The organism is Negativibacillus massiliensis, from assembly GCF_900148495.1.
Taxonomy (GTDB): Bacteria; Bacillota; Clostridia; order Oscillospirales; family Ruminococcaceae; genus Negativibacillus; species Negativibacillus massiliensis.
This window is the reverse complement of record NZ_FTRU01000006.1, coordinates 74,638-100,292: the sequence shown is the minus strand read 5'-3', so window position 1 is coordinate 100,292 and position 25,655 is coordinate 74,638. Positions and strand designations below refer to the sequence as shown.

The 25,655-nt window shown below is 44.5% G+C and carries 29 protein-coding genes and 2 tRNA genes; 19 read left to right on the top strand and 12 right to left on the bottom strand.

The genetic code is table 11. The features are described 5' to 3' along the window. The first annotated feature begins 3 nt into the window (after window positions 1–3). Together BQ5375_RS01910 and BQ5375_RS01905 are read left to right on the top strand one after the other, a co-directional pair. Entirely contained in the window at window positions 4–303 is a 300-nt protein-coding gene (locus BQ5375_RS01910) for an FtsB family cell division protein (RefSeq protein WP_022133046.1), read from the top strand. Between the two features lie 31 nt (window positions 304–334). Next, window positions 335–859, top strand: a complete 525-nt coding sequence (locus BQ5375_RS01905) for a S1 RNA-binding domain-containing protein (RefSeq protein ID WP_022133047.1) — start codon at window positions 335–337, stop codon at window positions 857–859. A 47-nt stretch (window positions 860–906) separates the two neighbouring features. Here BQ5375_RS01905 and BQ5375_RS01900 read toward each other — a convergent pair whose 3' ends face one another. Both BQ5375_RS01900 and BQ5375_RS01895 read right to left on the bottom strand, forming a co-directional pair. Continuing rightward, window positions 907–1,566 carry a potassium channel family protein gene (locus BQ5375_RS01900; protein WP_022133048.1) on the bottom strand — a complete coding sequence of 220 codons (660 nt, stop codon included), beginning with the start codon at window positions 1,564–1,566 and terminating at the stop codon, window positions 907–909. A gap of 24 nt (window positions 1,567–1,590) precedes the next feature. Then, on the bottom strand, window positions 1,591–2,232 hold the full coding sequence (locus tag BQ5375_RS01895; protein WP_022133049.1) for a potassium channel family protein: 642 nt from the start codon (window positions 2,230–2,232) through the stop codon (window positions 1,591–1,593). 271 nt (window positions 2,233–2,503) lie between these two features. Between BQ5375_RS01895 and BQ5375_RS01890 the strand changes: the two genes are divergently transcribed. From BQ5375_RS01890 to BQ5375_RS01870, 5 genes are all read left to right on the top strand, one after another. Continuing rightward, window positions 2,504–2,872, top strand: a complete 369-nt coding sequence (locus BQ5375_RS01890) for a hypothetical protein (RefSeq protein WP_022133050.1) — start codon at window positions 2,504–2,506, stop codon at window positions 2,870–2,872. Window positions 2,873–2,929: 57 nt separating this feature from the next. Beyond that, the gene (locus BQ5375_RS01885; RefSeq protein ID WP_022133051.1) at window positions 2,930–3,676 is read left to right on the top strand and encodes an MBL fold metallo-hydrolase; all 747 of its coding nucleotides are present in this window, start codon (window positions 2,930–2,932) and stop codon (window positions 3,674–3,676) included. 6 nt (window positions 3,677–3,682) lie between these two features. Next, a complete protein-coding gene (locus tag BQ5375_RS01880) occupies window positions 3,683–4,900 on the top strand; it encodes an AI-2E family transporter (protein WP_022133052.1) in 1,218 nt (405 codons plus the stop codon). Window positions 4,901–4,933: 33 nt separating this feature from the next. Beyond that, a complete protein-coding gene (locus tag BQ5375_RS01875; protein ID WP_022133053.1) occupies window positions 4,934–5,170 on the top strand; it encodes a hypothetical protein in 237 nt (78 codons plus the stop codon). Between the two features lie 175 nt (window positions 5,171–5,345). After that, window positions 5,346–6,224: a YitT family protein gene (locus BQ5375_RS01870; RefSeq protein ID WP_022133054.1), complete on the top strand. Its 879-nt coding sequence runs from the start codon at window positions 5,346–5,348 to the stop codon at window positions 6,222–6,224. A gap of 49 nt (window positions 6,225–6,273) precedes the next feature. Here BQ5375_RS01870 and BQ5375_RS01865 read toward each other — a convergent pair whose 3' ends face one another. The 7 genes from BQ5375_RS01865 to BQ5375_RS01835 are packed head-to-tail and all read right to left on the bottom strand — an operon-like array spanning window position 6,274 to window position 11,256. Next, on the bottom strand, window positions 6,274–7,332 hold the full coding sequence (locus tag BQ5375_RS01865) for a type IV pilus twitching motility protein PilT (RefSeq protein ID WP_022133055.1): 1,059 nt from the start codon (window positions 7,330–7,332) through the stop codon (window positions 6,274–6,276). Window positions 7,333–7,389: 57 nt separating this feature from the next. Next, window positions 7,390–7,884 carry a hypothetical protein gene (locus BQ5375_RS01860; RefSeq protein WP_022133056.1) on the bottom strand — a complete coding sequence of 165 codons (495 nt, stop codon included), beginning with the start codon at window positions 7,882–7,884 and terminating at the stop codon, window positions 7,390–7,392. Between the two features lie 22 nt (window positions 7,885–7,906). Further along, window positions 7,907–8,341, bottom strand: a complete 435-nt coding sequence (locus BQ5375_RS01855) for a type IV pilus modification PilV family protein (protein WP_022133057.1) — start codon at window positions 8,339–8,341, stop codon at window positions 7,907–7,909. A 33-nt stretch (window positions 8,342–8,374) separates the two neighbouring features. Next, on the bottom strand, window positions 8,375–8,857 hold the full coding sequence (locus tag BQ5375_RS01850; RefSeq protein WP_022133058.1) for a DUF4860 domain-containing protein: 483 nt from the start codon (window positions 8,855–8,857) through the stop codon (window positions 8,375–8,377). Further along, on the bottom strand, window positions 8,854–9,228 hold the full coding sequence (locus BQ5375_RS01845; RefSeq protein ID WP_022133059.1) for a hypothetical protein: 375 nt from the start codon (window positions 9,226–9,228) through the stop codon (window positions 8,854–8,856). The genes BQ5375_RS01850 and BQ5375_RS01845 overlap by 4 nt, the downstream gene beginning before the upstream one ends. A gap of 24 nt (window positions 9,229–9,252) precedes the next feature. Next, the gene (locus tag BQ5375_RS01840) at window positions 9,253–10,308 is read right to left on the bottom strand and encodes a type II secretion system F family protein (protein ID WP_022133060.1); all 1,056 of its coding nucleotides are present in this window, start codon (window positions 10,306–10,308) and stop codon (window positions 9,253–9,255) included. Between the two features lie 30 nt (window positions 10,309–10,338). Further along, the gene (locus BQ5375_RS01835; protein ID WP_022133061.1) at window positions 10,339–11,256 is read right to left on the bottom strand and encodes a transglutaminase-like domain-containing protein; all 918 of its coding nucleotides are present in this window, start codon (window positions 11,254–11,256) and stop codon (window positions 10,339–10,341) included. 291 nt (window positions 11,257–11,547) lie between these two features. On the opposite strand from BQ5375_RS01835, the gene BQ5375_RS01830 reads away from it, so the two are divergent. Then, complete coding sequence (locus tag BQ5375_RS01830) at window positions 11,548–12,954, top strand: Sapep family Mn(2+)-dependent dipeptidase (RefSeq protein WP_022133062.1); 1,407 nt, start codon at window positions 11,548–11,550, stop codon at window positions 12,952–12,954. Window positions 12,955–13,163: 209 nt separating this feature from the next. Here BQ5375_RS01830 and BQ5375_RS01825 read toward each other — a convergent pair. Then, window positions 13,164–13,247: transfer RNA gene (locus tag BQ5375_RS01825), tRNA-Leu, on the bottom strand. Between the two features lie 263 nt (window positions 13,248–13,510). Here BQ5375_RS01825 and BQ5375_RS01820 point away from each other — a divergent pair. From BQ5375_RS01820 to BQ5375_RS01780, 9 genes are all read left to right on the top strand, one after another. Further along, window positions 13,511–14,518, top strand: a complete 1,008-nt coding sequence (locus tag BQ5375_RS01820) for a GDSL-type esterase/lipase family protein (RefSeq protein ID WP_076917335.1) — start codon at window positions 13,511–13,513, stop codon at window positions 14,516–14,518. 53 nt (window positions 14,519–14,571) lie between these two features. Further along, window positions 14,572–15,060, top strand: a complete 489-nt coding sequence (locus tag BQ5375_RS01815) for a DUF4358 domain-containing protein (protein ID WP_159438013.1) — start codon at window positions 14,572–14,574, stop codon at window positions 15,058–15,060. 157 nt (window positions 15,061–15,217) lie between these two features. After that, complete coding sequence (nagB, locus tag BQ5375_RS01810; RefSeq protein WP_022133065.1) at window positions 15,218–15,949, top strand: glucosamine-6-phosphate deaminase; 732 nt, start codon at window positions 15,218–15,220, stop codon at window positions 15,947–15,949. Further along, the gene (locus BQ5375_RS01805) at window positions 15,949–16,890 is read left to right on the top strand and encodes a tRNA modification radical SAM protein MnmL/YtqA (protein WP_022133066.1); all 942 of its coding nucleotides are present in this window, start codon (window positions 15,949–15,951) and stop codon (window positions 16,888–16,890) included. Before nagB ends, BQ5375_RS01805 begins: the two co-directional genes overlap by 1 nt. A gap of 161 nt (window positions 16,891–17,051) precedes the next feature. After that, window positions 17,052–17,645 carry a hD domain protein gene (locus BQ5375_RS01800; RefSeq protein WP_022133067.1) on the top strand — a complete coding sequence of 198 codons (594 nt, stop codon included), beginning with the start codon at window positions 17,052–17,054 and terminating at the stop codon, window positions 17,643–17,645. A 44-nt stretch (window positions 17,646–17,689) separates the two neighbouring features. Then, window positions 17,690–18,442 carry a sulfite exporter TauE/SafE family protein gene (locus tag BQ5375_RS01795; RefSeq protein ID WP_022133068.1) on the top strand — a complete coding sequence of 251 codons (753 nt, stop codon included), beginning with the start codon at window positions 17,690–17,692 and terminating at the stop codon, window positions 18,440–18,442. A gap of 30 nt (window positions 18,443–18,472) precedes the next feature. Further along, a complete protein-coding gene (locus BQ5375_RS01790; RefSeq protein WP_022133069.1) occupies window positions 18,473–19,411 on the top strand; it encodes a hypothetical protein in 939 nt (312 codons plus the stop codon). A gap of 56 nt (window positions 19,412–19,467) precedes the next feature. Continuing rightward, entirely contained in the window at window positions 19,468–20,925 is a 1,458-nt protein-coding gene (locus BQ5375_RS01785) for a nicotinate phosphoribosyltransferase (RefSeq protein ID WP_022133070.1), read from the top strand. Between the two features lie 24 nt (window positions 20,926–20,949). After that, window positions 20,950–21,396, top strand: coding sequence for a C-GCAxxG-C-C family (seleno)protein (locus tag BQ5375_RS01780; protein WP_022133071.1), 447 nt, complete (start codon window positions 20,950–20,952; stop codon window positions 21,394–21,396). A 48-nt stretch (window positions 21,397–21,444) separates the two neighbouring features. Here BQ5375_RS01780 and recG read toward each other — a convergent pair whose 3' ends face one another. Beyond that, window positions 21,445–23,490 carry an ATP-dependent DNA helicase RecG gene (gene recG / locus BQ5375_RS01775; RefSeq protein ID WP_022133072.1) on the bottom strand — a complete coding sequence of 682 codons (2,046 nt, stop codon included), beginning with the start codon at window positions 23,488–23,490 and terminating at the stop codon, window positions 21,445–21,447. 287 nt (window positions 23,491–23,777) lie between these two features. Here recG and BQ5375_RS01770 point away from each other — a divergent pair. Beyond that, window positions 23,778–23,853: transfer RNA gene (locus BQ5375_RS01770), tRNA-Lys, on the top strand. 69 nt (window positions 23,854–23,922) lie between these two features. Next, on the top strand, window positions 23,923–24,657 hold the full coding sequence (ymfI, locus tag BQ5375_RS01765; protein WP_022133076.1) for an elongation factor P 5-aminopentanone reductase: 735 nt from the start codon (window positions 23,923–23,925) through the stop codon (window positions 24,655–24,657). 32 nt (window positions 24,658–24,689) lie between these two features. Here ymfI and BQ5375_RS01760 read toward each other — a convergent pair whose 3' ends face one another. Beyond that, the gene (locus tag BQ5375_RS01760; RefSeq protein WP_022133077.1) at window positions 24,690–25,652 is read right to left on the bottom strand and encodes an alpha/beta hydrolase; all 963 of its coding nucleotides are present in this window, start codon (window positions 25,650–25,652) and stop codon (window positions 24,690–24,692) included. Window positions 25,653–25,655 lie beyond the last annotated feature (3 nt).

The window sequence follows — 25,655 nt, the reverse complement described above, 5'->3', positions numbered from 1 at the left end:
CCCATGGCAGCAAAAAGAAAAAAACACAGCACAAACCGTCTTCTGGTCATTGCGATGGCTGTCTTTGTAGGAATCTGCTCTTTTAAGATCGTGGGAACTCAGATGAAGATTTCCGAGAAACAATACCAGCTCAAGCAGCTCGAACAAAGCATTGAAGAACAGCAGAAAATCAATCAGGAATTGGAAAATCAGCTGGAAAAAGGCAAGACCGATCAGAACGAAGCGATCGGAAAAGCGGCATTCGAGCAGTATGGATATGGGTATCCGGATGAGCATATCTACATCGACAGTCAGGCAAGCTGAGCAAATTTTTTGAGGAGGACGTAGGAATAGTATGCAGTTAGCAATTGGAGATGTACTGGAAGGTAAAGTAACCGGTATCACAAAATTTGGAGCTTTTGTGGAGCTGCCAGAAGGCAAAACCGGTATGGTACACATTTCTGAAGTATCCGCAGATTATGTTGAGGATATTTCCCAGTACCTCAAACAGGATCAGATCGTTAAGGTAAAGGTAATCAATATTACGGAAGAAGGCAAGATCAGCCTTTCGATTAAAAAAGCGATGCCGCCAAAACCCCGTCAGGAACAGGGCGAACGCGGTGCAGGCCAGTCCCAGCGTGGCTTTGGTCAGAAAAATGGCTCCAGAAATTTTAACAACAAGCGTTATGAGAACAAACGTCCGTTTAATCCTCAGCAGGTCAGCAGCTACGAGTGGAATCCTCGAAGAAATGAAAATGCCTCTTTTGAAGATATGCTCAATAAATTCAAACAGACCAGCGACGATAAAATGTCCGATTTGAAAAAGTATCGCGGCGAAATCAAGCGTGGTTCGGCAAATCGCCGTTCCCGTCAGGACTAATTTGAAATGAAAAAACCTCCTGCATTTGCAGGAGGTTTTTTGCATCTTTATTTTAATTTGAGCGATTCGGACAGTTCGTGAATAATGCGATCCTTTGCTATGACAAGGATTTTGTCGCCGCTCATAATCTGTGCGTTACCGCGCGGGATGATCAGCTTGTCATCACGGAAGATTGCCGCAATAACAGCATCTTCCGGAATATCCAGCTCAAACAGTCTTTTTCCGTGCAGAACATAGTTATCTGGAATGAGCATCTCGCTTAAGGAAGCCTCACCACGATTTAAGGAGAGCAAGGACTTGATGCGCGCACTGTCTACCTCACGTTCCAGCAGACGCGCAATGTTGTCGGTACTGGAAATCGGGATATCGACGCCCAGTTGTTTCATAACAGCAGCATTTTTCGGGTTGTTGACGCGGGCAACCGTTTTTGGCACATGGAAAATTTTCTTTGCCAGCTGGCAGGAAATCAGGTTGTCCTGGTCCAGACCAGTAACGGCAATCAGTGCATCTGCCTTTGGTGCGTTGGCAGTCTTTAACGCTTCGATGGTGGAGCCATCCGCATTGATGGTAGGGATGTCCAGTTGATTGGAGGCATATTCGCAGGCGTGCTTGTTCTTTTCAATGATCAGAGGCTGGTGACCATGTTCCAAAAGGGTCTTGCAAAGATAGAACCCTACTTTTCCTCCGCCAATTACAATAACGTTCATAACAGTTCCTTTCCCCGCGTTCTGTTAGCGGATATCGGTGCTGACAAGCAGTTTGTCATGTTCCGAGATGGTGCGGTGATGGGTTGGATTGAGCAGAATATCCACTGCCATGGTAATTTCTCCGGTTTCATCAATGACAGCAATCAGCGATTCCGGCTGGAGATAGCGTGCAGCTTCAGCAACGCTTTTGCCAATCAGCTCATGGGGAGCTTTCATGGTAGAAACGGACATAACTTCATTACCTACCGTAATATGTTTGGTCTGGGTGCGGTCGGTCAGCATGGCATAAACAGAAGAAACGGTAATGTTGGTTGGGCAGACAGACTGGATATCGAAACGGGAGAAAATATCCTCTCGCAGCGGGTCAAAAATTCGCGCGATGATTTTTGGAACATTGAATATTTCTCTGGCAATCTGGCAAACCATAATGTTGGTGTTATCATCTTCGGTGACGGCTGCGATGGCATCACAGCCTTCAATGCCCGCCTGGCGCAGAATGTCAAGGTCGATCGGCACGCCCTGAATGGTGAAGCCGGAAAAGTCATCCGACAGCAGGTCAAAGCTTTCACGTTTGAGCGCGATAATGGAGACATCGTGGCCAATCTGGCAGAGAATATCGGCAAGGCGGGAACCAACCTTTCCACATCCGATGATTAATATGTTCATAAAAAGACTCCTTTTATCAAGTCGATGGTTTCATGAAGGTCAGGATAAACCTCTTGGAGTCCTATTATAGCCTAAATTGAGGCGGGAATAAAGGGTTTCTCCAAAATTTTGCCTTTTCTTTGACAAGTTTTTCTTTGAAACAGCAAAGATGATGAAAAAAATAGAAAGTTATTAATTTGTTTACCTTTTTTCTAGTGACAAATGTTTCATTTTATGATATATATGGAATAACACAAATGAGAATCCACAAAAAGAAAGGAGCTTTTTGTTTATGAAAAAATTTGCAGTTCTGGCAATTTTAGGAGCAGCTGCAGCAGGTGCTGCCGCTGTTTGCGCAAAGATTATTAAAGACCGCAGAGCACAGGAGGAGTTTGATTATACCGAATGTCCATGCGGATGCGAAGAGGAAGAAGAGACCGAAGAAGCAAAACAGACACAGCAGGACGAAAGCCTGACCGAAGAGGAAGCTTCTCAGGCACAGGAAGAGGTTCCGGATGCATTCTTCGAGGAAGAAACAGAGGAAAATCAGGAAGAATCGCAGGAAGAACCAGAAGTAACCATCGAACTGGTTGAGATGGAACAGCAAGCGTCTCAGGAGCCATCCGAACAAACAGGCGAAGAAGACGAAGAAACGATCTAGACGGATGAATCAGGAGGTCGCACCTGCGGCCTCTTTTTTCATATAAGAGGTATGAGCATGAAAGTTTGGCATTTGAATCACAGCGGCGTAGCGGTAGAAACAGAAAATCATCTATTGTTTTTTGATATTTTTGGAGAAGCACTGACCTCGGCTGAAAATGAGGGCCTGGAAAAAGGTGTTATTAATCCGGCTCAGATGCAGGATAAAGATATTTTGTTTTTTGTTTCCCATGAGCACCACGATCATTTCGATCCGAAAATCTTTGGATTGGACAAGATGGGAAAACGGGTTCGCTATGTTCTGCCCGAAGAGTTTGATGAGATTTTTGAGGACGGTATTTTTGTCCATGCCAACATGCAGGTGCAGTTGGAGGATTGCCGGATCACCACCTTTGATTCAACCGATATCGGGGTTGCTTACCTGGTTGAAATAGACGGAATGCGGATTTATCATGCAGGAGATTTAAACTGGTGGCACTGGGAAGGCGAAGAGGAAAGTTTTAATCTGGATCAGGCAACAAGATATCAGCATGAGATGCAGCAGCTCAAAAAGACACTTCAGGGAAAATCTCTGGATCTTGCATTTATTCCGATGGACCAGCGCCTGGAGCAGGATTTTGCAAGAGGTGTTATCTGTTTTTGTGAATCGGTGTATGCAAAGCATATTGTTCCAATTCATTTCTGGAATGATTTTGATGCACTCAAAACAATGATGCAGAGCTTGCAGAAACAGGATTTTTATGACCGGATTGTTCCGGTTGCGGCAAAAGGTTTGATTTTGGAGGATAATCCGAAGAGAGGGTAGAGATAAATGGAGCTAAATAAAGAAAATGTCAAAAAAATTATTGGCATTGTTACATTTGCAATTTTGCTCAGTTGGGGACTGAAAAATACCGAGATCTTGGGGACACTGTTCCGCTTGACAGTAGGTTTAATTATGCCGTTTCTGATTGGTGGAGCGCTGGCGTTTGTTATCAATGTTCCGATGCGCTTTGTGGAACGAAAATTGTTTGACGAGCCTTATCGCAAGAAAAATGCAGCAAAGAAAAAAGCATCCAAGCCGCCAATGGCTTATCGGATGAAGCGGCCTTTGAGCTTGTTGATTTCGCTGATTCTGGTAATTGGAGTTGTGTTTATCGGCATGTTCCTGATTGTTCCAGAGATTGCCAACAGCATTACCACAATTGCCAACAGTGTCAAGGCATTTCCACAGACACTGCATCAGTGGAGCCTGGAATTGATGAACTGGATGCCGCAGGCAGCAGTTTGGCTGGAAAATATCCAGTTTGATTTTAATATTGACTGGCAGAAGACAATTACCGATCTGATCAGTTTTCTGCAGAACGGTGCAGGAAATGTTCTTAATACCACTTTTAATGTGGCAGCTTCCATTTTCAGTGGACTGGTTACCGGATTTTTGGCGATTGTATTTTCCTTTTACCTGCTGCTTAACAAGGAAAAATTGGGAAGTCAGGTAAAACAAATTCTGTACGCTTGCCTGAAAGAAGAACATGCCGATTATCTGGTGCGTGTAGGAAATATGGCAAACCGTACTTTTTCCAACTTCCTTTCGGGGCAGTGCCTTGAGGCTGTGATTTTGGGAAGCTTGTTCTTTATTACCATGAGCATCTTCCGGTTCCCGTATGCACTGATGATCAGTGTACTGATTGCGTTTACCGCTTTGATTCCGGTATTTGGCGCCTTCATTGGATGTTTTATCGGAGCATTTTTGATTCTGCTGGTCAATCCAATTCGGGCAATCTGGTTTGTTGTTCTGTTTTTGTGTTTGCAGCAGTTTGAAGGCAACGTCATTTACCCAAAGGTTGTTGGCGGATCGGTTGGATTGCCGGCAATCTGGGTACTGGTGGCAGTTACTCTGGGTGGAAGTATGATGGGTGTTGTGGGAATGCTGATCTATATTCCGGCATTCTCAGTAGCTTACAGCCTGATTCGAGAGGCAGTCAAGAAGAGACTGCAGAACAAGCAGATTCCGCGGGAAAAATATCGGCAGAGCAAAGAAAACGGATAGAGAAGTTTGATGCATTTGAAAGGGAGGATCTCTATGAAAAATTTGTTTTTCATTGCAAACGAGTATATCCAGCAGTCTGACTGGAAGGATTTGGCACTCATTAAATTTTGTCTGTTCTCCATGGGTGTTATTATCGGTCTGTTTGTTCCATCTCGCTCCAAAAAAGTGGTGCTGATGACAGCATGCTGCGTTTTTGTTATCACTTATCTGCCGCTGATGAGCAAATTTTTCCGTGTTATGTTTGCAAAGCCATACAGCAGAGATTTTTAATTATGATTTATAAAAAAAGACTCAACCCTCAGGTTGAGTCTTTTTTAGGCTGTGATTAATCAGATAAGATAAATTTATCAAACATTTCTTGTGCAGATATGGAAATGGACAAGAAAGTTTGTATCATCTATAATAAAGGGTAGGACTTTTATATTTTGAAGGAGGAATCTATGGTATGGGTACCAAAGGTACAAACAAAACAGAGATGCTAAAAGAATATGCTGTCATTACGGCAGGAATTTTTTTAACAGCATTGGCAGTTTATTTCTTTATGATGCCAGCAAACATTGTTCTGGGAAGTGTTACCGGTTTGGCGATTGTTCTGGTAAACTTCATTCCGCTTCAGGTTTCAGCCATGACATTTATTTTGAACGTGCTGTGCCTGATTATCGGATTTATTTTTGTTGGCAAAGAATTTGGAGGAAAAACGGTATACACATCTATTCTGCTTCCATTTTTCCTGTATGTATTTGAGCTGTTTTTCCCAAACAATCCTTCTCTGACCGGAGATATTATTCTGGACACCCTGTGCTGTATTATCTTAATCAGCATTGGCCAGTCACTGATGTTCAATGCAAACGCTTCTTCCGGCGGATTGGATATTCTGGCAAAGGTTCTGAACAAATATCTGCATATTGAGCTGGGCAAGGGAATTGCGATTATCGGTATCCTGACGGTTGCAAGTACTATCCTGGTTTATGACACCAAAACACTGGTGGTCGGTGTACTGGGTACCTACTTTAACGGTATCGTGCTGGATGAGTTTATCAGTGGTTTTTCCAGAAGAAAACGTGTCTGCATCCTGTCTCAGAAACATGAAGAGGTGGCAGACTACATTATGCATGAACTCAAACGTGGTGTTACACTTTATGAGGCAAAAGGTGGATATGATAAACAGGTTCGCTGCGAAGTCGTTACCATCCTTGCAAAGAACGAATATGCCCTGTTGATGGAGCATATCCGCAAAAATGATCCAAGTGCTTTTGTTACAGTCAGCACTGTCAGCGAAATTGTCGGAAGCTGGAATACCAAGTATGGTGTTCGATACGAATAATTTGATGTAAATAAAAAATCCCCGCCAGTCAAAATCTGGCGGGGATTTTTTAACGTACTTTCTTGGACATCAATTCTGGATTGGTGCTGTACAAAACAGCATCCTGAGCAGAGATGATTCCCTGCTTATAAAGATTCAGAATACTGTTGTCCATTGTAATCATGCCGTCAGAAGCAGAAGAAAAGATAACAGTATCGATCTGATGGGTTTTGGATTCGCGGATCAGGTTTCGGATCGCACCGTTGCAGATCATGATTTCAAATGCAGCCACAACACCGCCGTTTACAGTAGGAATAAGCTGCTGGGAAACAACTGCTTGAAGTACCATAGAAAGCTGAATGCGGATTTGTGCCTGCTGGTTTGGAGGGAAAGCGTCAATGATTCGGTCGATTGTGCTGGAAGCGCCGACGGTGTGCAAGGTGGAGAATACCAGATGACCGGTCTCAGCTGCGGTTAAGGCAGTATTGATGGTTTCATAGTCACGCATTTCACCAAGCAGAATAACGTCTGGGGACTGTCTTAAAGCAGCACGCAGAGCGGTAACATAACTTTGAGTATCGTTTGGGATTTCACGCTGGCTGACGATGCTCTTTTTGTGACGATGCAAAAATTCAATTGGATCTTCCAGGGTGATGATGTGGGAATTTCGAGTTTGATTGATTCGGTCAATCATGCAGGCGAGAGAGGTGGATTTACCGCTTCCGGCAGGGCCGGTAACTAGTACCATACCTTTTTTACGCAATGCAAGATCCATCATTACCGAAGGAAGTCCCAGCTTTTCCGGATCAGGAAGATCGAATGTTACAACACGGATGACAGCAGCAAGCGAGCTGCGCTGTTTATAGGTGCTGACACGAAAACGGGATACACCCGGAAGCGAAAAAGAGAAGTCATCATCTCCGCAATCTAAAAAGCGGTCGATATCCCGTTCGTTTGCCAGAGAGTAAATTTCCCGAATCAAAGCTTCGGTTGCATCAGGAAACAACTTTTCTTCCGACTGTGGTTCAATGACGTGGTTTACTTTAAAGGAAAGAGGAAGGCCGGAGACAATAAAAATATCAGAGGCCTGTTTTTCAACAGCGGATTTTAAAATTTGACTCAGTTCCAAGAGAATACATCCTTTCTGTGGGAATTGTATTGCGAATGGTAGAAAAAAGCCGCAGCTTTAAGGTAAAAGCGGCGGCTGGGAAGCCAGATTCAATACGGGTTCTTCCTGCAGGGTATCGTTAGCGAGGGTTTCAACCTGCCATTTCTGGACAGAAAGTTCACCAGAAGGAATTCCATTGGAATCGAGAGGGCAGGAAAGAACAACCATAAGATTTTTTTGTTCGTTGACCGAAACAGAATAAGAAAACAATGCGTTGTTTTCTGCAACAGAGCACTCCAATGATGTGTCGGACAGAGAAACTGTCTGCTGCCAGGAAGAATCAGCAGTTTCAAGCTGGCTTGCAATCTGAGCAAGATATGTTTCTGCGGCAGAATCCGCAGCATAATATTCACTTACCGAATCGGAAGCTTTTTTGCTGAGTTTCAGATCAGCCCTTGCAGAAACAAAAGAAAGTGTAGCAAATGTGGTCAGACAGAGTACGACAAAGATCATGAGAATCGATACCATTCCGATGCTGACGCCAGCAGAATGGTTTTTGCTTTGCTGCTTCATATTTATCAGTTCCTTTCATGAATTATCGTACATACTGTGTGACAGTCAGTTCATAGATGGATTCGCCCTGTTTGCTGACCTGAATTTGGGCACTGCACAGCTGATTGGAATCGGGAGATGGATCATCCGGTGTCAGGGTGAGAAGATAGGAAGCGCTGTCAGGCTCCGAGACCGGATTCCAGTTTTGATCGTATAAAATCTGCAGGCTGCCTTCCGGTGTTTGCTGAGCATTCAGGAGGTCAGCAGCCTGATCGAGATCGGCATTCACAGACTTAAAGGTTTCTGCGGCAGATTGTGCCTGAAGTGTAGCTGTTGTTAGCTGAGTACTTTCGATACTAGTCAGCCTTGCATGGACAAATAATGTGACACAGACCGCGCTGGCAATGGAAAAAAACAGGATGCTGAAAATCAACTCCATCAGAAAGAGCTCAGACTTGGAAGCTCTTTTTCCACCCATGATATAACCCCCTTTCAAAATTCAGGATATTGGTCAGGATGATATGCTACTTCTTGGAGAAACAGAAAGAGATGAGGTGTTTCCTTGTGTGTCGGAAACGGTCAGGATGATCCGCGAACCGTTTTGCTCCAGAGAAAAGCTTCCGATTTCCAGAATCGGCTGGCCCTCTTCCGGAGTAAATCCATTTTCCAGGTCGGTCATAATCTCACAGAGCATGCCATCATAAGCATAAATCCAGGTTTCGTAGGTTTCTCCATTTAAGTTTTGTGTCAGAACCAGAGAAGGAAGGTCGTTTAACTGGTCAATCCGGATTCCATTTTCCGCATCATTCTGATGAATCTTTTCTGAAAGATAGCTTAAAGAGGTGCGTATCGTGGAATTTCTGTTCATGTCATTGACAGATTTTTGATAGACATCCGCACCCATAATAACGATTGTCAATGCAGATGCGGCAAAAACACAGAACAGTGCCAGAGAAAACAAAAGATCAACAACATGATTTTTTTGCTTGATCATGATGATGCCTCCTCAGAGAGAAGATTGGAAACCGGAGATTCTTCTTCCAGACTGAAAACAGCAATTTGAGGCATCAGGTTGGAGCCAAGCGACTGATAGTGCACCACATAACGGTCATGGTTTAACATCAATCCATAATGCTGTTCCAGATATGTAAGGTCAGAAGGATAAGAACCTTCCAGTGCATAGCATTGAACTGCAGCGCGGCGCACTGCCTGTTCAGTTGCAATCAACTGTTCCGATTGTGTGGAGGTGGAAAGGTTTTCCAGTCCAATCCAGATTACCAGCACCAGAAACAGGAAAAATAAAACCGCGAGAATATTTTCCCGAATCAGGGAAAGAAAAGGATGTTGTTTTTTTAAGATGGTCATCACCATACCTCCTTTTGCACGCGATTAACCGATAGAGGACATGACCCCCATCAGTGGAAGCATGACAGACAGCAGGATCATTCCGATGACAATGGACAGAATAGCAACAAAGGTAGGTTCCAGAATGCCGATGATAGAAGCAATTTTATCGTTGACTTCATCTTCATAATGGTGAGCGATTTTTGCCATAACAGAGTCGATGGCTCCGGTACGGAATCCAACACTGACCATGCGGGCATAGACGCTGGAAAAGATCGAAACAGAAACCAATGCGTCAGCAAAGGAAGAACCTTCGTGAATCTGCTGCTGCATGGAGGAAATTTTCTGGGAGGTTTCCTGATCGGTAATTAACTGCTGGGTCATCGAGAGGGCCTGGTCAGTATCCAGTCCGCTGGAAAGCATCAGAGCCATTGCCGAAGCAAAGCGACCGGAAGCCATTTTGCGGTACAATGGTTTGATGACCGGAAGACGAGAGAAGATATTGGACAATGTTTTTTGACCGGAAGGTGTCATCCGCAAAACAAGCGCAATGATAATAAGAAGCAGGATTAAACCGATGAATACTGAAGCGATCATTCCAACAATCGAACCGAAATCCATGATATTCTGAGAGAAATTGGACATTTCTGTACCCAGCTGACTGAATACCTGGCGGAAAATCGGAAGTACTTTAATCATCAGAACACCGATTACAACAGCCATCATCAAAATCATGATCATTGGATAGGTGACCGCGCTGCGGATACTTTTGGAAATATTTTCGCTGCGTTCATAGTATTCGGTCAGAGAATCCAGAACCTCTTCCAGTTTACCGGAAGTTTCACCGATCTCCACCATTTCCACCATATACTGTGGAAATGCGTCGCTCTGTCTGAGAGAAAAAGCAAGGGGCTGTCCCTCTTCAATTGGTTCCAGAATTTGTTTTAAGAGTTCCTTTTCTGCCTGAGAGGAAGCGTCTTCGTAAAGAATGTGGATTCCTTCCTGAAGAGAGATACCGGCTTTGATCAACAGAGAAAGCTGGGTGCAGAAGGAAGCAATCTGCAAAGAAGAAAGATTTTTTTGGTTGAGCTGTGCAGCCATGTTGTCACTCCTTTTATGATCCATGAATTTTTAGTAAGCATACATTGCTTTGTAGTTTTTTCCATCTCCGATATACTTCATGATGGAAGCGCTGCTGTTTCCGCTGGAAGCGAAGGTCGGGTCCATGCGAACCCAGGATTTGCCGTCAAAATAAAAGATGTTGTCAATCCATCCAATTTCATTGATATAAACGCTGACCCAGGCATGATAAGCACTTCCGGCATAACCAACCACCAATTTGGTCGGAATTCCCTGCGTGCGGAGCATGGTTGCCATTACCGCAGCGTAGTCAAAGCAGATTCCCTTTTTAGATTGAAGAATGGTGTCTACATTAGGAAGGTATCCAGAGGTAACGGTTTTGGCTTTTTGATAATCGTATGAAATGTTGGATACAACATAGTCATAGATCCGGTCCACGACCTGCAGCTGATTTTGTGCCCCGGCAGCAATTTGTGCTCCCATCGCAACAGTTTTGCTGTTCGCGTTAAATTTTACATACTGATTGGAGTATAAAAACGGGGTCAGGCTGTTTTTGATCTCTACCTTGACCGATTCACCACAGGCCAGAGAATATTGGTTGCCGGAAACATTTTCATACACATTTACAGTATAGGTTCCGCTGCCTTCAGAGAGAGGAAAGGCCTCATAGGAACCCGAAGAAAGATTATACGTATAGGTGGTAGAACCTTTTTTGGTGATTTGAAGTTTAACCTTTTTGCTGTTTCCGTTATAACGAACCATCAGATATCCCTGGTCCACATTGGAAATATCAATCTTTGCCTTGCTGTTTCCCACAACCTTTTTTCCGCTGGCAGATGGTGTATATACTTTTGGAGTAGTATCAAGCGCAGCAACCGTGGAAAAAGGTGGAAGTGCGGCAAAGAGGAAAATCAGTAAGGTTATGATGCACAGACAACGCCTGAGCACAGAAGGTAAATGCAAAGTCATATCATCTGATTTCCTTTCTTGGAAAATGCATAAATAGAAAAATAAATGTCAGTTTCATTATAACGCATTTTCCCAAATATACAAATAGTTCCGGAAAAAATTTCGAAAACATACAATTCCAAAGCCTTAATATGACTTATTTTTATGCAACAAAGGTTAAAAAGTACACTGTTTCGGTGCAGTATAAATTTTTTTGGAAAGTGATGGTAAAAAACAAGTTTTGTGGTATAATGAATTTAAATTAGAAGCATGGACTTCTGATAATGAATCAAGGCAATGGAGGGATTAACCATGATTTCCAAAGAAATGGAATCGAGAATCGACAAATTTATTGAAGAGAATCGACAGAATATCGTAAACGATATTGCGAAATTGGTCAATATTAAGAGCGTCAGCACACACAGTGATGACCCAAATTCTCCATTTGGCGAAGGATGCCATAAAGTACTGGACAAAGCACTGGAAATGTGCGAGGCAATGGGCTTCAAGACCAGAAATTACGATTACTATGCAGGTTCTGCTGTTTTTGGCAGCGGCGACAAGGAAATTGCAATTCTGGGTCATCTGGACGTTGTTCCGGAAGGTGAAGGCTGGAGCCATGATCCTTATGATATGATCGAGAAAGACGGCTACATCTATGGCCGTGGCGTTGCAGATGACAAAGGTCCAACCGTTGTTGGTCTGTATGCGCTCAAATGCATGAAAGAGCTGGGTGTCCAGCCAAATTACACCTTCCGTCTGGTAATGGGATGCAGTGAAGAAACTGGTATGGGAGACCTGCCACATTATCTGGAAGCAGAAAAAATGCCAACCTTCGCATTTACACCAGATGCTGATTTCCCTGTCTGCATCGGTGAAAAAGGTCAGCTGGGCGTTACCATCGAGATCCCGGTTGATGGCAAGGTTATCACCAATCTGGTTGGCGGAACAGTAAGCAATGCAGTTTGTGCAAGTGCAACAGCAACCCTCAAAGGTGTAACGGAAGCAGATCTTGGCAGCTACGATAAAGCTGTTTACAGTGTAGAAGCTGTAGAGGGTGGAATCAAACTGACTGCTGTGGGCAAAACCGCTCATGCAGCAAAACCAGAAGGTTCCATCAACGCAACAAAAGTTCTGTTTGAACTGATTGCAACTCTGCCACAGCTTTCTGAGGCTGAAAAGAATGCTGTAAAAGTTGTTGCAGAAGTACTCAAAGACTGCCACGGCGCTGGTATTGGCGTAGAGGTAGAGGATGAACCATCCGGCAAACTGACCCACATCAACGGCGTTGATGCAATGGAAAACAACAACCTTCAGCTCAAGCTGGATATCCGTTATCCAGTTACCATGAAAGGTGAAGAACTGTTTGCTTCCATCGAAAAACACATCGCACAGATCGGAGCAAAAGCAGTTCTGCGCAACAACTCCGTTCCATGCTATAAACCAGCAGATACACCGGAAATCAAAACTCTGCTTGCAGCATATGACCATGTAACCGGTGAAAAAGGTGTTCCATACACAATCGGCGGCGGTACTTATGCAAGACGTTTTGATAATGCGGTTGCTTTTGGTCCTCACTTCCATAATATGCCAAACCCATGCGGCGAGGGCAAAGGGGAAGAACACATGCCAGATGAATGCAACAGTGTTGATTTCCTGATGAAAGCACTTAAGATCTACATTCTCTCCCTGATCGGACTGAATGAACTGAGCCTGTAATCATTATATAGGATAAAAAGAAAGGGACTCCGAAGGAGTCCCTTTTTTGTTAGGAGGATAAGATAACAAACGGTATCGTGGAGGATGGAGTAATCTTGACTTAACTAACAAAGGAAGAAGTCAGTAAATTTTATGCCGTTTGATTAGATGACCAAATTAAAAAGTATAGAAAAAACAAAAAAACCATCGACCAGTTGGTCGATGGTTTTTGGTGCGAGTGACGAGACTTGAACTCGTACGTCGAAGACACACGCCCCTCAAACGTGCCTGTCTGCCTATTCCAGCACACTCGCGTTTCAACGTTGTCTATTATATCACCGTGATTTAAAAAAGTCAAGCATTTTTTTGCGCTTTTTTGCACAAAATATTTGTGCATGCAAAACGACAAAAAGCTGCACCGACACCAGTAAAAGTTTTTTTAATTTTTTATGAAAATTTGAAGGGGGTATTTGAATTTTGGGGTGCATGTAGTATACTAAGAGAGAAAGATTTTCCTGGTTAACAAAAAGGCTTTGTACAAGCCATATTGTGTAACGAGGAACAAGGGGGAGAAACATTGTACAGCAAGTCGAGCATCTATGCCCACCGCAAAAAAGACCGCAAGAAATCCATGCTGTCTTTTTTGATCATATTGCTGATATCGCTGGCGATTGCACTGGGAGCATCCATGTATTGGGAAAAGCTGCAGGAGCAGAAAAAGGATCACCTGATGGCAAGTGCAGAGGAGAATACAGATCTTCCAAAAGAAGCTCCTACCCAACAGCAGAAGGAGCAGGAAGAGTCGGACAAGCAGCCGGATTCTCAGGATGAGGCAGCGGTAGCGGCGGAAGAAAAGGAAAAAGAAGAAGAGCAGGAGGAGCAGACACAGGAAGCATCATCGCAGCCGGTTACCCAGACTCCGGTAGAAAATACTGATGTGGTAACTATGACTTCCCAGAGAATTCTGGAGTCCCCGGCACTGGTTCCAAATTCCGGATTCAGCGTATCGGACGAGTACTTTGATGATGTTGCTTTTGTTGGTGACTCGATCACCGAGGGAATCAAGCTCTATGAGATCATGAACAACTCCACGGTTGTGGCGGCAAGAGGAATCAATCTGGATACTGTTTTCAGTGATGATCAGATCCGCACAGCAGAAGGAAACACCACCGTTCTGGGAGCACTGGAACAGGCAAATCCGAAAAAGATTTATATTATGTTCGGAGCAAACGGAGTTGGATGGTTTACCGAAGAACACTTTACCGAGGTCTATACCAAGTTTGTTCAGAGCGTCAAGGAGCAGCATCCTGACAGCCAGATTTTCCTGCAGTCCATCCTGCCGGTAACGCAGGAGTTTGATGATTCGCGCGAGGATATCTCCAACGAAAAGATTAATCGTTACAATGAACTGATCGTTGAGATTGCAGAAAATGAGGATGTCTATTATTTGGATGTCGCTTCGGCATTTAAGGACGAAAAGGGATGTCTTCCAGAAGATTCCAACGGTGACGGAATGCACTTTGGCGGAAAATATTATAATATCTGGTTTGACTACCTCAAAACACATACTGTAACCGAAGAATAAGACAACATAAAGAACATAACAGATAACAGAAAGGTACGGCGATTTTGATGAGAATGAAAAAATTATTTGCACTTACTCTGGCAGTCATGATGATGGTACTGAGCTTTGCAGGATGTGGAAAAAAGGACAATTATATTTCCTTTGATGCACTGTACAGCAAACTGACCACCGAAATTGATTTCTCTGCAAGCAATATGCAGAAACAGGGAGAAGCTGCACTGAATAACTACTATTATATTGATCCAACCACTCTGGAAAACTATGCGATCTATATGAGTGATTACGCTACCGGTAATGCAGACGAGATTGCGATGTTCCAGGTAAAAGAAGAGGATCAGGTTGCAGCGGTAAAAGCGCTGATCAATGACCGAATCACCGACCTGAAAGTTCGCTATGAGGACTATAAACCAGAAGAAATGAGCAAGATCGACAGTGCAGTTATCGTAGATGATGGATGCTACATTTTTGTTGTTATCTCCCCAGATAACGACAAGGCAAAGACCATCGTAAACGATGCAATTGCTGGCAAACTGGAGCAGTAAAAATGAATTAAAAACAGCACCCTGTTTTGGGTGCTGTTTTTTGTTGTCTGCAAATATTATAGGAAAGAAAGAAAAACTTATAGACCCAAACCGCTCTTTGTGGTAGAATAAGAGAAGGAAAACCAAAAGTTTAACAAAAAGAAGAGAGGGAATTATCATGAAAGTTGTAATTACCAAAGACTATACTGAAATGTGCAAACTGGCAAGCCGCATTTTTGCAGCAGAGATCACCCTGAAACCAGACTGTGTACTGGGTCTTGCAACCGGTTCCACACCAGTTGGTATGTATAAAGAACTGGTAGAAATGTACAATGAACATCGCGTTGATTTCAGCCAGGTAAAAACAGTAAATCTGGATGAGTACGCAGGTCTTTCCGGCGACAACGATCAGAGCTATCGTTACTTCATGAACCACAATCTGTTTGATCACATCAACATCAACAAGGAAAACACCAATGTTCCAAACGGAACCGCAGCAGACCTGGAAGCAGAATGTGAACGCTATGAGCAGGTTGTTGCAAGCATGGGCGGTGTAGATGTTCAGCTGCTGGGTATCGGCAACAACGGACATATCGCATTTAACGAACCATGCGAAGAATTCCCAGAAAAAACTCATGTTGTTAACCTCACTCAGAACACCATCGAAGCAAACGCAAGATTCTTTGCATCTATGGATGATGTTCCGAAAAAAGCACTGACCATGGGTATCGGAACCATCATGAAAGCAAAGAAGATCGTTCTTCTTGCAAACGGTGCAAAGAAAGCACAGACCATCTATGATACCGTTTATGGTCCAATCACTCCAAAAGTACCAGCAAGTATCCTCCGTCTGCATCCAGATGTAACCATCTTTGTTGATGAAGAAGCAGGAGCACTGCTCAAGAAATAATGGAAAATCCATTTGTTTATTCAGACACCAATAAGCGCTATCACACCTTCCACTATTTCCTGAAACAGAAATTTGGCTGTAAGGTAGCAAAAATCTCGCTGGATGCAGGATTTACCTGCCCTAATATCGATGGAACCAAGGGATACGGCGGCTGTACCTACTGCTCTGCAAAGGGAAGCGGCGATTTTGCCGGTGACAAGAACCTTCCTCTGCGGGAGCAATTTGACCAGATTCGCACCATGATGGGAAAAAAATGGGCGGACACTAAATATATCCCCTATTTTCAGGCCCATACCAATACCTATGCTCCTTTGTCTGTTTTAAAGGAAAAGTTTGAGGAAGCACTGACCTTCCCGAATGTAGTAGGTCTTGCAATTGCGACCCGCGCTGATTGTATCAGTGATGAGATTGCAGATTATCTGGGAGAGCTTGCAAAACGAACCTATCTGGAGGTCGAACTGGGACTTCAGTCGGTGCACGATGTGACCGGTGAGCGGATCAACCGCTGCCACAGCTATGCTGATTTTCTGGAAGGCTATCAAAAACTGGTTGACAGAGGAATCTTTGTTTGTGTCCACATCATCAATGGACTTCCTGGAGAAGACAGGGAGATGATGCTTCAGACAGCGAGGACTTTGAGCCATCTTAAACTGCACAGTGTGAAGATTCACCTTCTGCATGTGCTCAAGGGAACAGTAATGGCAAAACAGCTTGCCGATGGTGAGTTTGAGCTTCTGTCCCGCGAGGAATATGTGCAGACAGTCTGCGATCAGTTGGAACTGTTTCCACCGGAACTGGTGATCCAAAGGGTGACCGGTGATGGAGAAAAGGAATCACTGATCGGACCGGAATGGAGTCTCAAAAAATTGTGTGTCATGAATGAAATTGACAAAGAGCTTGTCCGAAGGGACAGCTGGCAGGGAAAAAACTATATCAGATAAAACAAACGACATCCTGATTACAGGATGTCGTTTGTTTTCTGCTTCATTTTTTAAAAATAGTATGGTTTCTGTTAAGATTTGTGCTATAATGTTTCTGAAAAGTTTTCACAAAAAAAGCAATGAATTTTTGATACCATAACGAACAATGCGGAGGAACAACGATGGAGCAGACAGACTACCAGCAAAAATTTGAGGAACTGTTTTGCACGAATATCAAACGAGAAGGAGCTCAACAGCTTTTGGATTGGCTCAAGCGCACCGATTTTTTTACGGCGCCAGCCAGCACAAAGTATCACTGCGCCTGTGAAAAAGGTTTGGTAATGCATAGCCTGAGCGTCTTTGAAACGATGGTAGAGCAGTATTTTGAAGAAGGGGACAGCATGGAGAGCTTTGCCATCTGTGGATTACTGCACGATGTGTGCAAGGCGCAGTTTTATAAGGTGAGCTCTCGAAATGTCAAAAATCCGGAAACCGGACGCTGGGAAGCCCAGCCGTTTTATTCGATTGAAGACCAGTTCCCATACGGACATGGAGAAAAATCCGTGTTTTTGATTGAGCGTTTTCTGCGCCTGAAGCCTTCCGAGGCGGTAGCCATCCGCTGGCATATGGGCGGATTTGACGAAGCAGCAAGGGGCGGAAGCTTTGCAATTAGCCATGCGTATGAGAAATATCCTCTGGCGGTGAAATTACATCTGGCAGATTTGCAGTCCACCTATTTAAAGGAAAGGGGCACATCCGAGGTGGGAAGAAGATAAATTCCCCTTTTTGAATTGACAGTTGATGAGAGAGGTTTGTTTTTATGGAAGGTTCTAAGTTAATTTTGTTTGCGTGTATTTTTCTGGGTGGTCTGGTGGATTCCATCGCAGGCGGTGGAGGTCTGATCACATTGCCAGCTTATTATGCAGTAGGAATTCCGCCGCACATGGCACTGGGTACCAATAAATTTGCATCCAGTATTGGTACCTTTACTGCTTCGCTGCGTTTTATCAAAGGACATCAGGTAAACTTTAAGGTTGCAGCAGTGGCTTCTGTTGCAGCGCTGATCGGTTCGCCTCTGGGAGCAAAGCTTGCAATGGCGATCGATGAAAAATACCTTCGTTATGTTTTGCTGATTGCAGTTCCGATTATTGCCGTTATGATTTTGCGCAAAAAAGATTTTGGTCAGGAGATCGAGCATGAACCGCCAATTTTAAAATCGGTGCTGCTTTCCATTGCAATAGGTTTTAGCTTGGGTATGTACGATGGATTTTTTGGACCTGGTATGGGAACCTTTTTAACTTTGCTGCTTAATTCAGTTCTGGGACTCAGCATTCTTCGTTCCTGCGGTACCACCAAAATTGTCAATCTTTCCTCGAATGTGGCAGCACTGGTTACCTATGCGCTCAGTGGAAACGTTTGGTTCCAGATTGGTATTCAGTGCACCATCTTTTCCATTCTGGGCAACTGGGTGGGAGCTGGCCTTGCACTGAAAAAAGGTGTCAAGATTGTTCGTCCAATTATGATTGTTACCATGACCTTGCTGCTGATTAAAATTGCTACCGAAATGTTTTAAGATAGATTCCAAACAGGAAAGGAGCTTGTTATGCCGGCATTTGTTACACATGAACTGCTGGGAACCCAGGTGTTCTCCATGCTGGATGAACCGATTGCGGAGATGTTGGAATTAAATCCATCCCCATATTTCTGGGGACTTCAGGGACCGGATCTTCTGTTTTTCCGCGATGCAGTTTTTGGAAGGAGCATGCTTCCAAAGTACGGGAACATCATGCACACCCAAAAAACAGATGAACTGTTTGCGGCAATGAGCTGCTATCTGAACCTGCACAAAGGCAGAAAACAGTATGAAACGCTGGCAGTTTATATCCTGGGATTTGCAGGACATTACTGTCTGGACCGTGAGGCGCACCCTTATGTCTATTTTAAGCAGATCCAAAAGGAACGGGTGTTGGATGATGATCTCAAACGTGGTGTCCATATGCGGATTGAAAGCGATATTGATACGGCTTTTTATGAGATGAAAACGGGAAAAAATATCCGGAAATATCGCCCGGCAAGCCGCCTTTTTGGAAGCGAGTGGGAATATGAAGTGATTGCCCGGCTGTATGTGACCATCCTTTGGGAGGTTTATGGAATCCGCGTCAAGGAAAGCGAGATCAAAAAATGCTTTACTGAGACTAGAATGCTGATGAGACTGTTGCTTGACCGAAAAGGATATATGATCCGCATGGTAGGGGCGGCGGAATCATTGCTCGCGCTTCCAAACCGCTTTTCCCCGCATATCCGTCGTAAAAAGGTCAAGGAGGATATCCTGAACCTCAATAACGATTCGTGGTTTCATCTGGATCATCCGGAAAAGGTGGATCACCGCAGCTTTCCTCAGCTATTCTATGTAGCGGCATATCAGGCTGCAGATATGATGGAAAGCATCTATAACTGTTCGGAAAAGGGAATAATTTATGAACCAAAGAATCTGCCATCCTTCGATAATGGTTCTCCGGAATCGGCAGGATATGCAGAATAAGAGATTTTGGCTCTGAAAAAGATAACGTTAACATTGAAGAAAGGTTTGATATTGTGATGCAGATAAACTGGACAGAAGAACGAAATCTGACCATGCTGACAGACTACTATGAATTTACGATGTCCAATGGTTATTTTATTAATGGAATGAAGGACAAAATCGCAGTGTTCGATATGTTCTTCCGCAATATTCCGGATGGCGGCGGATTTGCTGTTTTTGCTGGACTCGAACAGATGATTCATTATCTGGAAAATCTTCGTTTTACCCAGCAGGATATTGAATACTTCCGCTCCAAAAAGATATTCAATGAGCAGTTCCTCGATTATCTTGCAAACTTCCATTTTGAATGTGATGTATGGGCAATGGAGGAAGGTACCCCAATTTTCCCAAATGAGCCGATTGTTACCGTAAAAGGCCCTATCATCCAGGCACAGCTGGTAGAAACCATGATCCTTTTGACCATCAACCATCAGTCTTTGGTTGCAACCAAAGCAAACCGTATGGTCCGTGCAGCTGGTGACAAGCTGATTATGGAATTTGGTTCCCGTCGTGCACAGGGCTATGATGCAGCAATTCTGGGTGCAAGAGCGACCTATATCGGTGGATGCGGTGCAACTGCCTGCGCCATCACCGACCGTGACTATGGTGTTCCTGCAGTTGGAACTATGGCACACAGCTGGGTACAGATGTTTGACAGCGAGTATGAAGCATTCCGCTCCTATGCAGAAATCTATCCGGATGACTGCACCTTGCTTATTGATACCTACAATGTTTTAAAATCCGGTATTCCAAACGCAATCAAAGTATTTGATGAAGTGGTGGTTCCAAAGGGATATCGTCCAAAAGGCGTCCGCATCGACAGCGGAGATATTGCGTACCTGTCCAAAAAAGCAAGAAAAATGCTGGATGCAGCAGGATATTCCGATGTTAAGATTGTTGCTTCCAACTCTCTGGATGAATATATTATCCGTGATCTTCAGATTCAGGGTGCAAAGATTGACAGTTTCGGTATCGGTGAAAGACTGATTACCAGCAAATCTGACCCTGTATTCGGCGGCGTTTATAAGCTGGTTGCAGTGGAAAAGGACGGGGAATTTATCCCGAAGATTAAGGTAAGCGAAAGTGCAGAAAAGATTACCAATCCGCACTTTAAGAAGGTATACCGCTTCTTTGATGAAAACGGCAAAGCAGTTGCAGATTATGTCTGCATCCATGATGAACAACTCGACACTGAAAATCCAATCACCATCACTATTTTTGACCCACTTGCTACCTGGAAAAAATGTACTCTGGAAAATGTATACGCAAAGGAAATGCTCAAACCGATTTTCCAGAAAGGCAAACTGGTTTATGCACTGCCAAACATCCACGATATCCGCAAGCACTGTAAAGAACAGGTAGATACTCTGTGGGATGAGGTAAAACGTTTTGAAAATCCGCACAACTATTATGTTGACCTTTCGCAGAAGCTGTGGGATATCAAGAACGAACTGCTGGCAGGATTGCAGAAATAGCAAAAGAGGAACAGGAGAAACGATATGCGTTTTGATGTCGATTTAGAAAGAATAAGAAAGATTGCAGAGGATTATTACCGCAACGGCGATTTTTATTGCTCCGAGGCAGTGGTAAAAACAATTATCGATGAATTTCAAATCGATGTTTCCGAGGATGTCATCAAGATGGCTTCCGGTTTTCCGGTCGGTATGGGCGGCATGGGATGTACCTGCGGTGCTCTGACAGGAGGAGTCATGGCAATCGGCCTTGTTTATGGCAGAAGCCAGGGAAAAGATCCAAAGGTCAATAAGGCAATGGAGCTGAGCGCAAAACTCTATCAGATCTTTTGTGAGCGCCATAAGGTCAGCTGCTGTAAGGTGCTGACCAGAGGAATGGAAAAAGGTTCTCCGGAGCACATGGAACAGTGTATTGCCTTTACTGGTGAGATGGCTTACGAGGCGGCAAAGATTATTGCAGAAAATGCAGAATAGTTCTAAAGAAAACAAGAAAAAGCACAGGCAGAGATGCCTGTGCTTTTTTTAGTTTAACTGTTCTCCAACATGGCTCAGAATACGAGAAATCGCTTGTTTGAGAAGCTGCTTTTCCCCTTCGTTCAGATTGGTAAAACCTTTGAGCTCTTCGGCAGCCTGCTGTGCCTGCGTGAGCAAATCCATATTGGTGGTAAGGTCCGCAATCTTTAATTGCGGCAGACCATGCTGGCGTTTTCCCAGAAAGTCGCCGGGGCCCCGGGCTTTCAGATCATATTCTGCGACCTTAAAGCCGTCATTTGTCTGGTGCATGACTTCCAGACGCTCCTTGGTTTCGGGATTTTTGTTATCCGAAATCAGGATGCAGTAGGATTGCTGGGAGCCTCGACCGACACGTCCGCGCAGCTGATGAAGCTGACTCAAACCAAATCGTTCGGCATTTTCGATCATCATGATGACCGCATTGGGTACATCGACGCCGACCTCGATGACAGTGGTGGATACCAGCAACTGGATCTCTCCGGAGGCAAAAGCGTCCATGATGCGTTCTTTGTCCTTAGGGCGCATTTTTCCATGCAGGACACCGACACGGTAGTTTATGAAAGGTCCGCGTGCAAGCTGGTCAGCATATTCCTCTGCATTTTGCAGATTGACCGGAGAATTTTCCATTGCTTCTACCAGAGGGCAGACAATATATCCCTGCAAGCCGCGGTCAAGGTGTTCTTTGAGGAAGTTATAAGCGCGCTCTTTTAGCTTGGAACTGATGACGTAGGTCTTGACCGGCTGACGGTGCGGTGGAAGCTCGTCAATGATGGAGACATCCAAGTCTCCGTAGATCATCAGAGCGAGCGTTCTGGGGATTGGGGTAGCGGACATGACTAAGGTGTGTGGGTGGTCGGATTTTTCGGAAAGTTTGGTTCGCTGTCCAACGCCAAAACGATGCTGTTCATCGGTGACAACCAGTGCCAGATTTGGCAAATCTACATCTTCGGAGATGAGTGCATGGGTGCCGATCACAAGATCGACCATCCCAAGTGCGATTCGTTCCTTGACATCTCGCTTTTCCTTTGCAGTCATAGAGCCGCAAAGCAGAGCAACGCGCATTCCAAGTGGCGAGAGAAGACGGGAAAGCCCCTGAAAATGCTGCTGTGCCAGAATTTCGGTCGGAGCCATCAGGGCGGACAGATAGCCATTCTGGAAGGCGACAAAGGCGGCAGCGGCTGCTACCATTGTTTTTCCCGAACCAACATCCCCCTGAACCAAACGATTCATTGGGGTGCTTTTTTGCAGGTCAGAGCAGACATCGGAAATCGCCCTCTGCTGAGCACCGGTGAGTTGGAAGGGCAGCTGTGCAAGGAAGGGGGAAAGGTCAACATTTTTGCACAGATAGGAGGTTTGAGAAAAGGTATCATCCCGGACAGTATGCAGCGAAAGGGAAAGCATCAGAAGCTCTTCAAAAATCAAACGCCTACGGGCAATCTCAACGCTTTCTCGATCGGTGGGAAGGTGGATATTTTTGAGCGCAAAGTGCAGGTGACACAGCTGATATTTCTGACGGATGGATGCAGGAAGAGGATCGGGGAGATTTTCGTCCAGCAGATGGAGTGCCTGTGAGATGTTTGCCGCAATCATTTTGGAGGAGAGTCCCTGTGTCAGGGGATAGACCGGAATAAAAGCTGACGGCAGGGATGCCGGATAGATGGCAGGAGCATGCATCTCTTTGCGCAGCAAAGAGCCGCCAATTTTTCCATAGAAGATGTACTCCTCATCATATTTTAAGGCTTCCACAGTAAACTTTGCATTAAAAAAGGTGATCAACATACTGCCGCTGTCATCAGCCACCTTTACTTTAAAGATAGTCATGCCTTTTCTGACATACTGCGGGGAAGATTTTGCTACCACACGCGCCCGAACAGCACAGATCTCCCAAGGTGGAGCATCCGCAATAAAGCAGGGAGAGGAAAGATCAATATATGCCCGAGGAAAATAATAGAGCAGGTCGCGGATGGTATGAATGTCCAGTTTATGATAAAGGGCGGCGCGCTTTGGTCCGACACCGCTGAGATATTGAATGTTTGTATCCAGTGCAGCTTCCAAAAAATCAACTCCTTTTAAAAGCATCTTTTATTATAGCCTTTTTTGAAAGAAAAGTCATCCATTCCCCAAATACCTTCTGTCCTTTCAGTAAAGAAAGTGGGAAAGAGTACGGAGTAAACGTTTCTCTTTTTTCATCAAAGAAACGGGAGAAAGCGCGGAGCAAACACTTTTAAATTTCTTTATTTTCTTTTAAAAGAAAATAAAGAAATTTAAAAAAAGGTGTTGACAAAACAAAAAAGTGATGATATAATAATCAACGTTGCAAGGACAGCAACACAAACAGGTTTGACTTATTAGCTCAGTCGGTAGAGCACCTGACTTTTAATCAGGGTGTCCGGAGTTCGAGTCTCCGATAGGTCACCAAAGAAAAGCCGTTGGAAATATCCAGCGGCTTTTTGTTTTATCCAGAAAAGAGAGGCAGGGAAAAAAGGAATGTCAAAGGTTGTACTGATCACCGGTGCTTCCCGGGGAATTGGACGTGCGGAAGCAGAAAAGTTTGCCAGAGAAGGATATCAAGTCATTGCAAACTATCATAATTCCAAAGAGAGAATGGAACAATTTGCACAGCGGATGGCAGAACAGGGACTGAGTGTGATTCCAATGCAGGCAGATGTTTCGGATGAAGTACAGGTAAAACGAATGGTGGAAGAAATTCTTTCCCAATTTGGACATATCGATGTGCTGATCTGCAACGCCGGAATTGCCCGCCAGGGTCTTTTTACCGATTTTACTTCGGATCAGTGGCATAACATGATGGCAGTGAACCTTGACAGCGTCTTTTACTGCTGCAAAGAGGTTCTACCTTCGATGATCCGTAGACAGAAGGGAAGCATTATTACAACCTCTTCTATCTGGGGAATTGCTGGAGCTTCCTGTGAGGTCCCTTATTCGGCATCCAAGGCGGCTGTAATTGGGCTGACCAAGGCACTTGCTAAGGAAGTGGGACCTTCCGGCATTCGGGTCAACTGTATTGCTCCTGGCGTGATCGATACCGAAATGAATGGCAATCTGACAGCGGAAGTGATGGAAGAATTAAAAGAAGAAACACCACTTTGCCAGATCGGAACGCCACAGCAGGTAGCGGACTGTGCATTCTTTTTGGCAGAAGAAGGAGCTTCCTTCCTGACAGGACAGGTTATCAGCCCAAACGGTGGATTTTTAATCTAAAAAAAGCTCTGCGATTTCGCAGAGCTTTTTGATTATACGTGAAGAGCAAACCAGGAAAGAACATCCCGCATGACTTCATCGCGGTTTGTTTCGTTTAACAGTTCGTGGCGGGCGCCGGGATAAATCCAAACGGTCAGATCGCTGATACCGGCACGAAGCAGCTGCTTTTCAATCATACGAATTCCTTTTCCATAGTTGCCGACCGGGTCCATCGCTCCAGAAATCAACAGCATTGGAAGATTTTGGTCGAGTGTTTTGTACCATACCCGAGTGTTGCAGAAATATTGCAGGGACAACAAATCCAGATAAGCAGATGCAGTAAACGGGAATCCACACAATGGGTCCTGAATGTAGGCATCCACCATTTCGTCATCCCGGCTAAGCCATGCCCACTCATTTTTGGGATGGGAACAGCGGTTATTGTAAGAACCAAAAATCAGCTTCTGCAGCTGAGAGGAGTGAGAAAATTCACCTTTTTTGGCAATGACCTGTTTGCAAAGCAGCATGCCTGCTTTGGATGCTGGATTTGGTCCGGCTGTTCCGCAGATTACTACGCCCTGAAGCAGGGAAGAATACTTGGAAAGGTACAGTCGTGTAATCATCGAGCCCATGCTGTGTCCAAACAGAAAGAGTGGAAGCTGGGGATAACGCTTTTTTAAGAAAAGGCTAACCTGGTGAAGATCTTCGATTAGATACTGGTATCCTTTTTCCTCTGCAAAGAATCCAAAATGGTCAGGATTCTGGCAGGTCTTTCCATGTCCGAGATGGTCGTTTCCGCAAACTACAAAGCCTTCCAAAGCAAGAAAGCGAAAGAATGGGATGTAGCGGTCAATATGTTCGCACATTCCATGGGAAATCTGGACCACCCCGCGCAAAGGTGTTGTGGGCTCTGCCAGGCGGCAGAACAAGTTCTGCCCATCACAGGAAGATGGGAGAGTAAAGGTTTGCCATAGAATCTTTTCGTCATCAAGACGGTCAAGACTGAGATCGTTCAATGA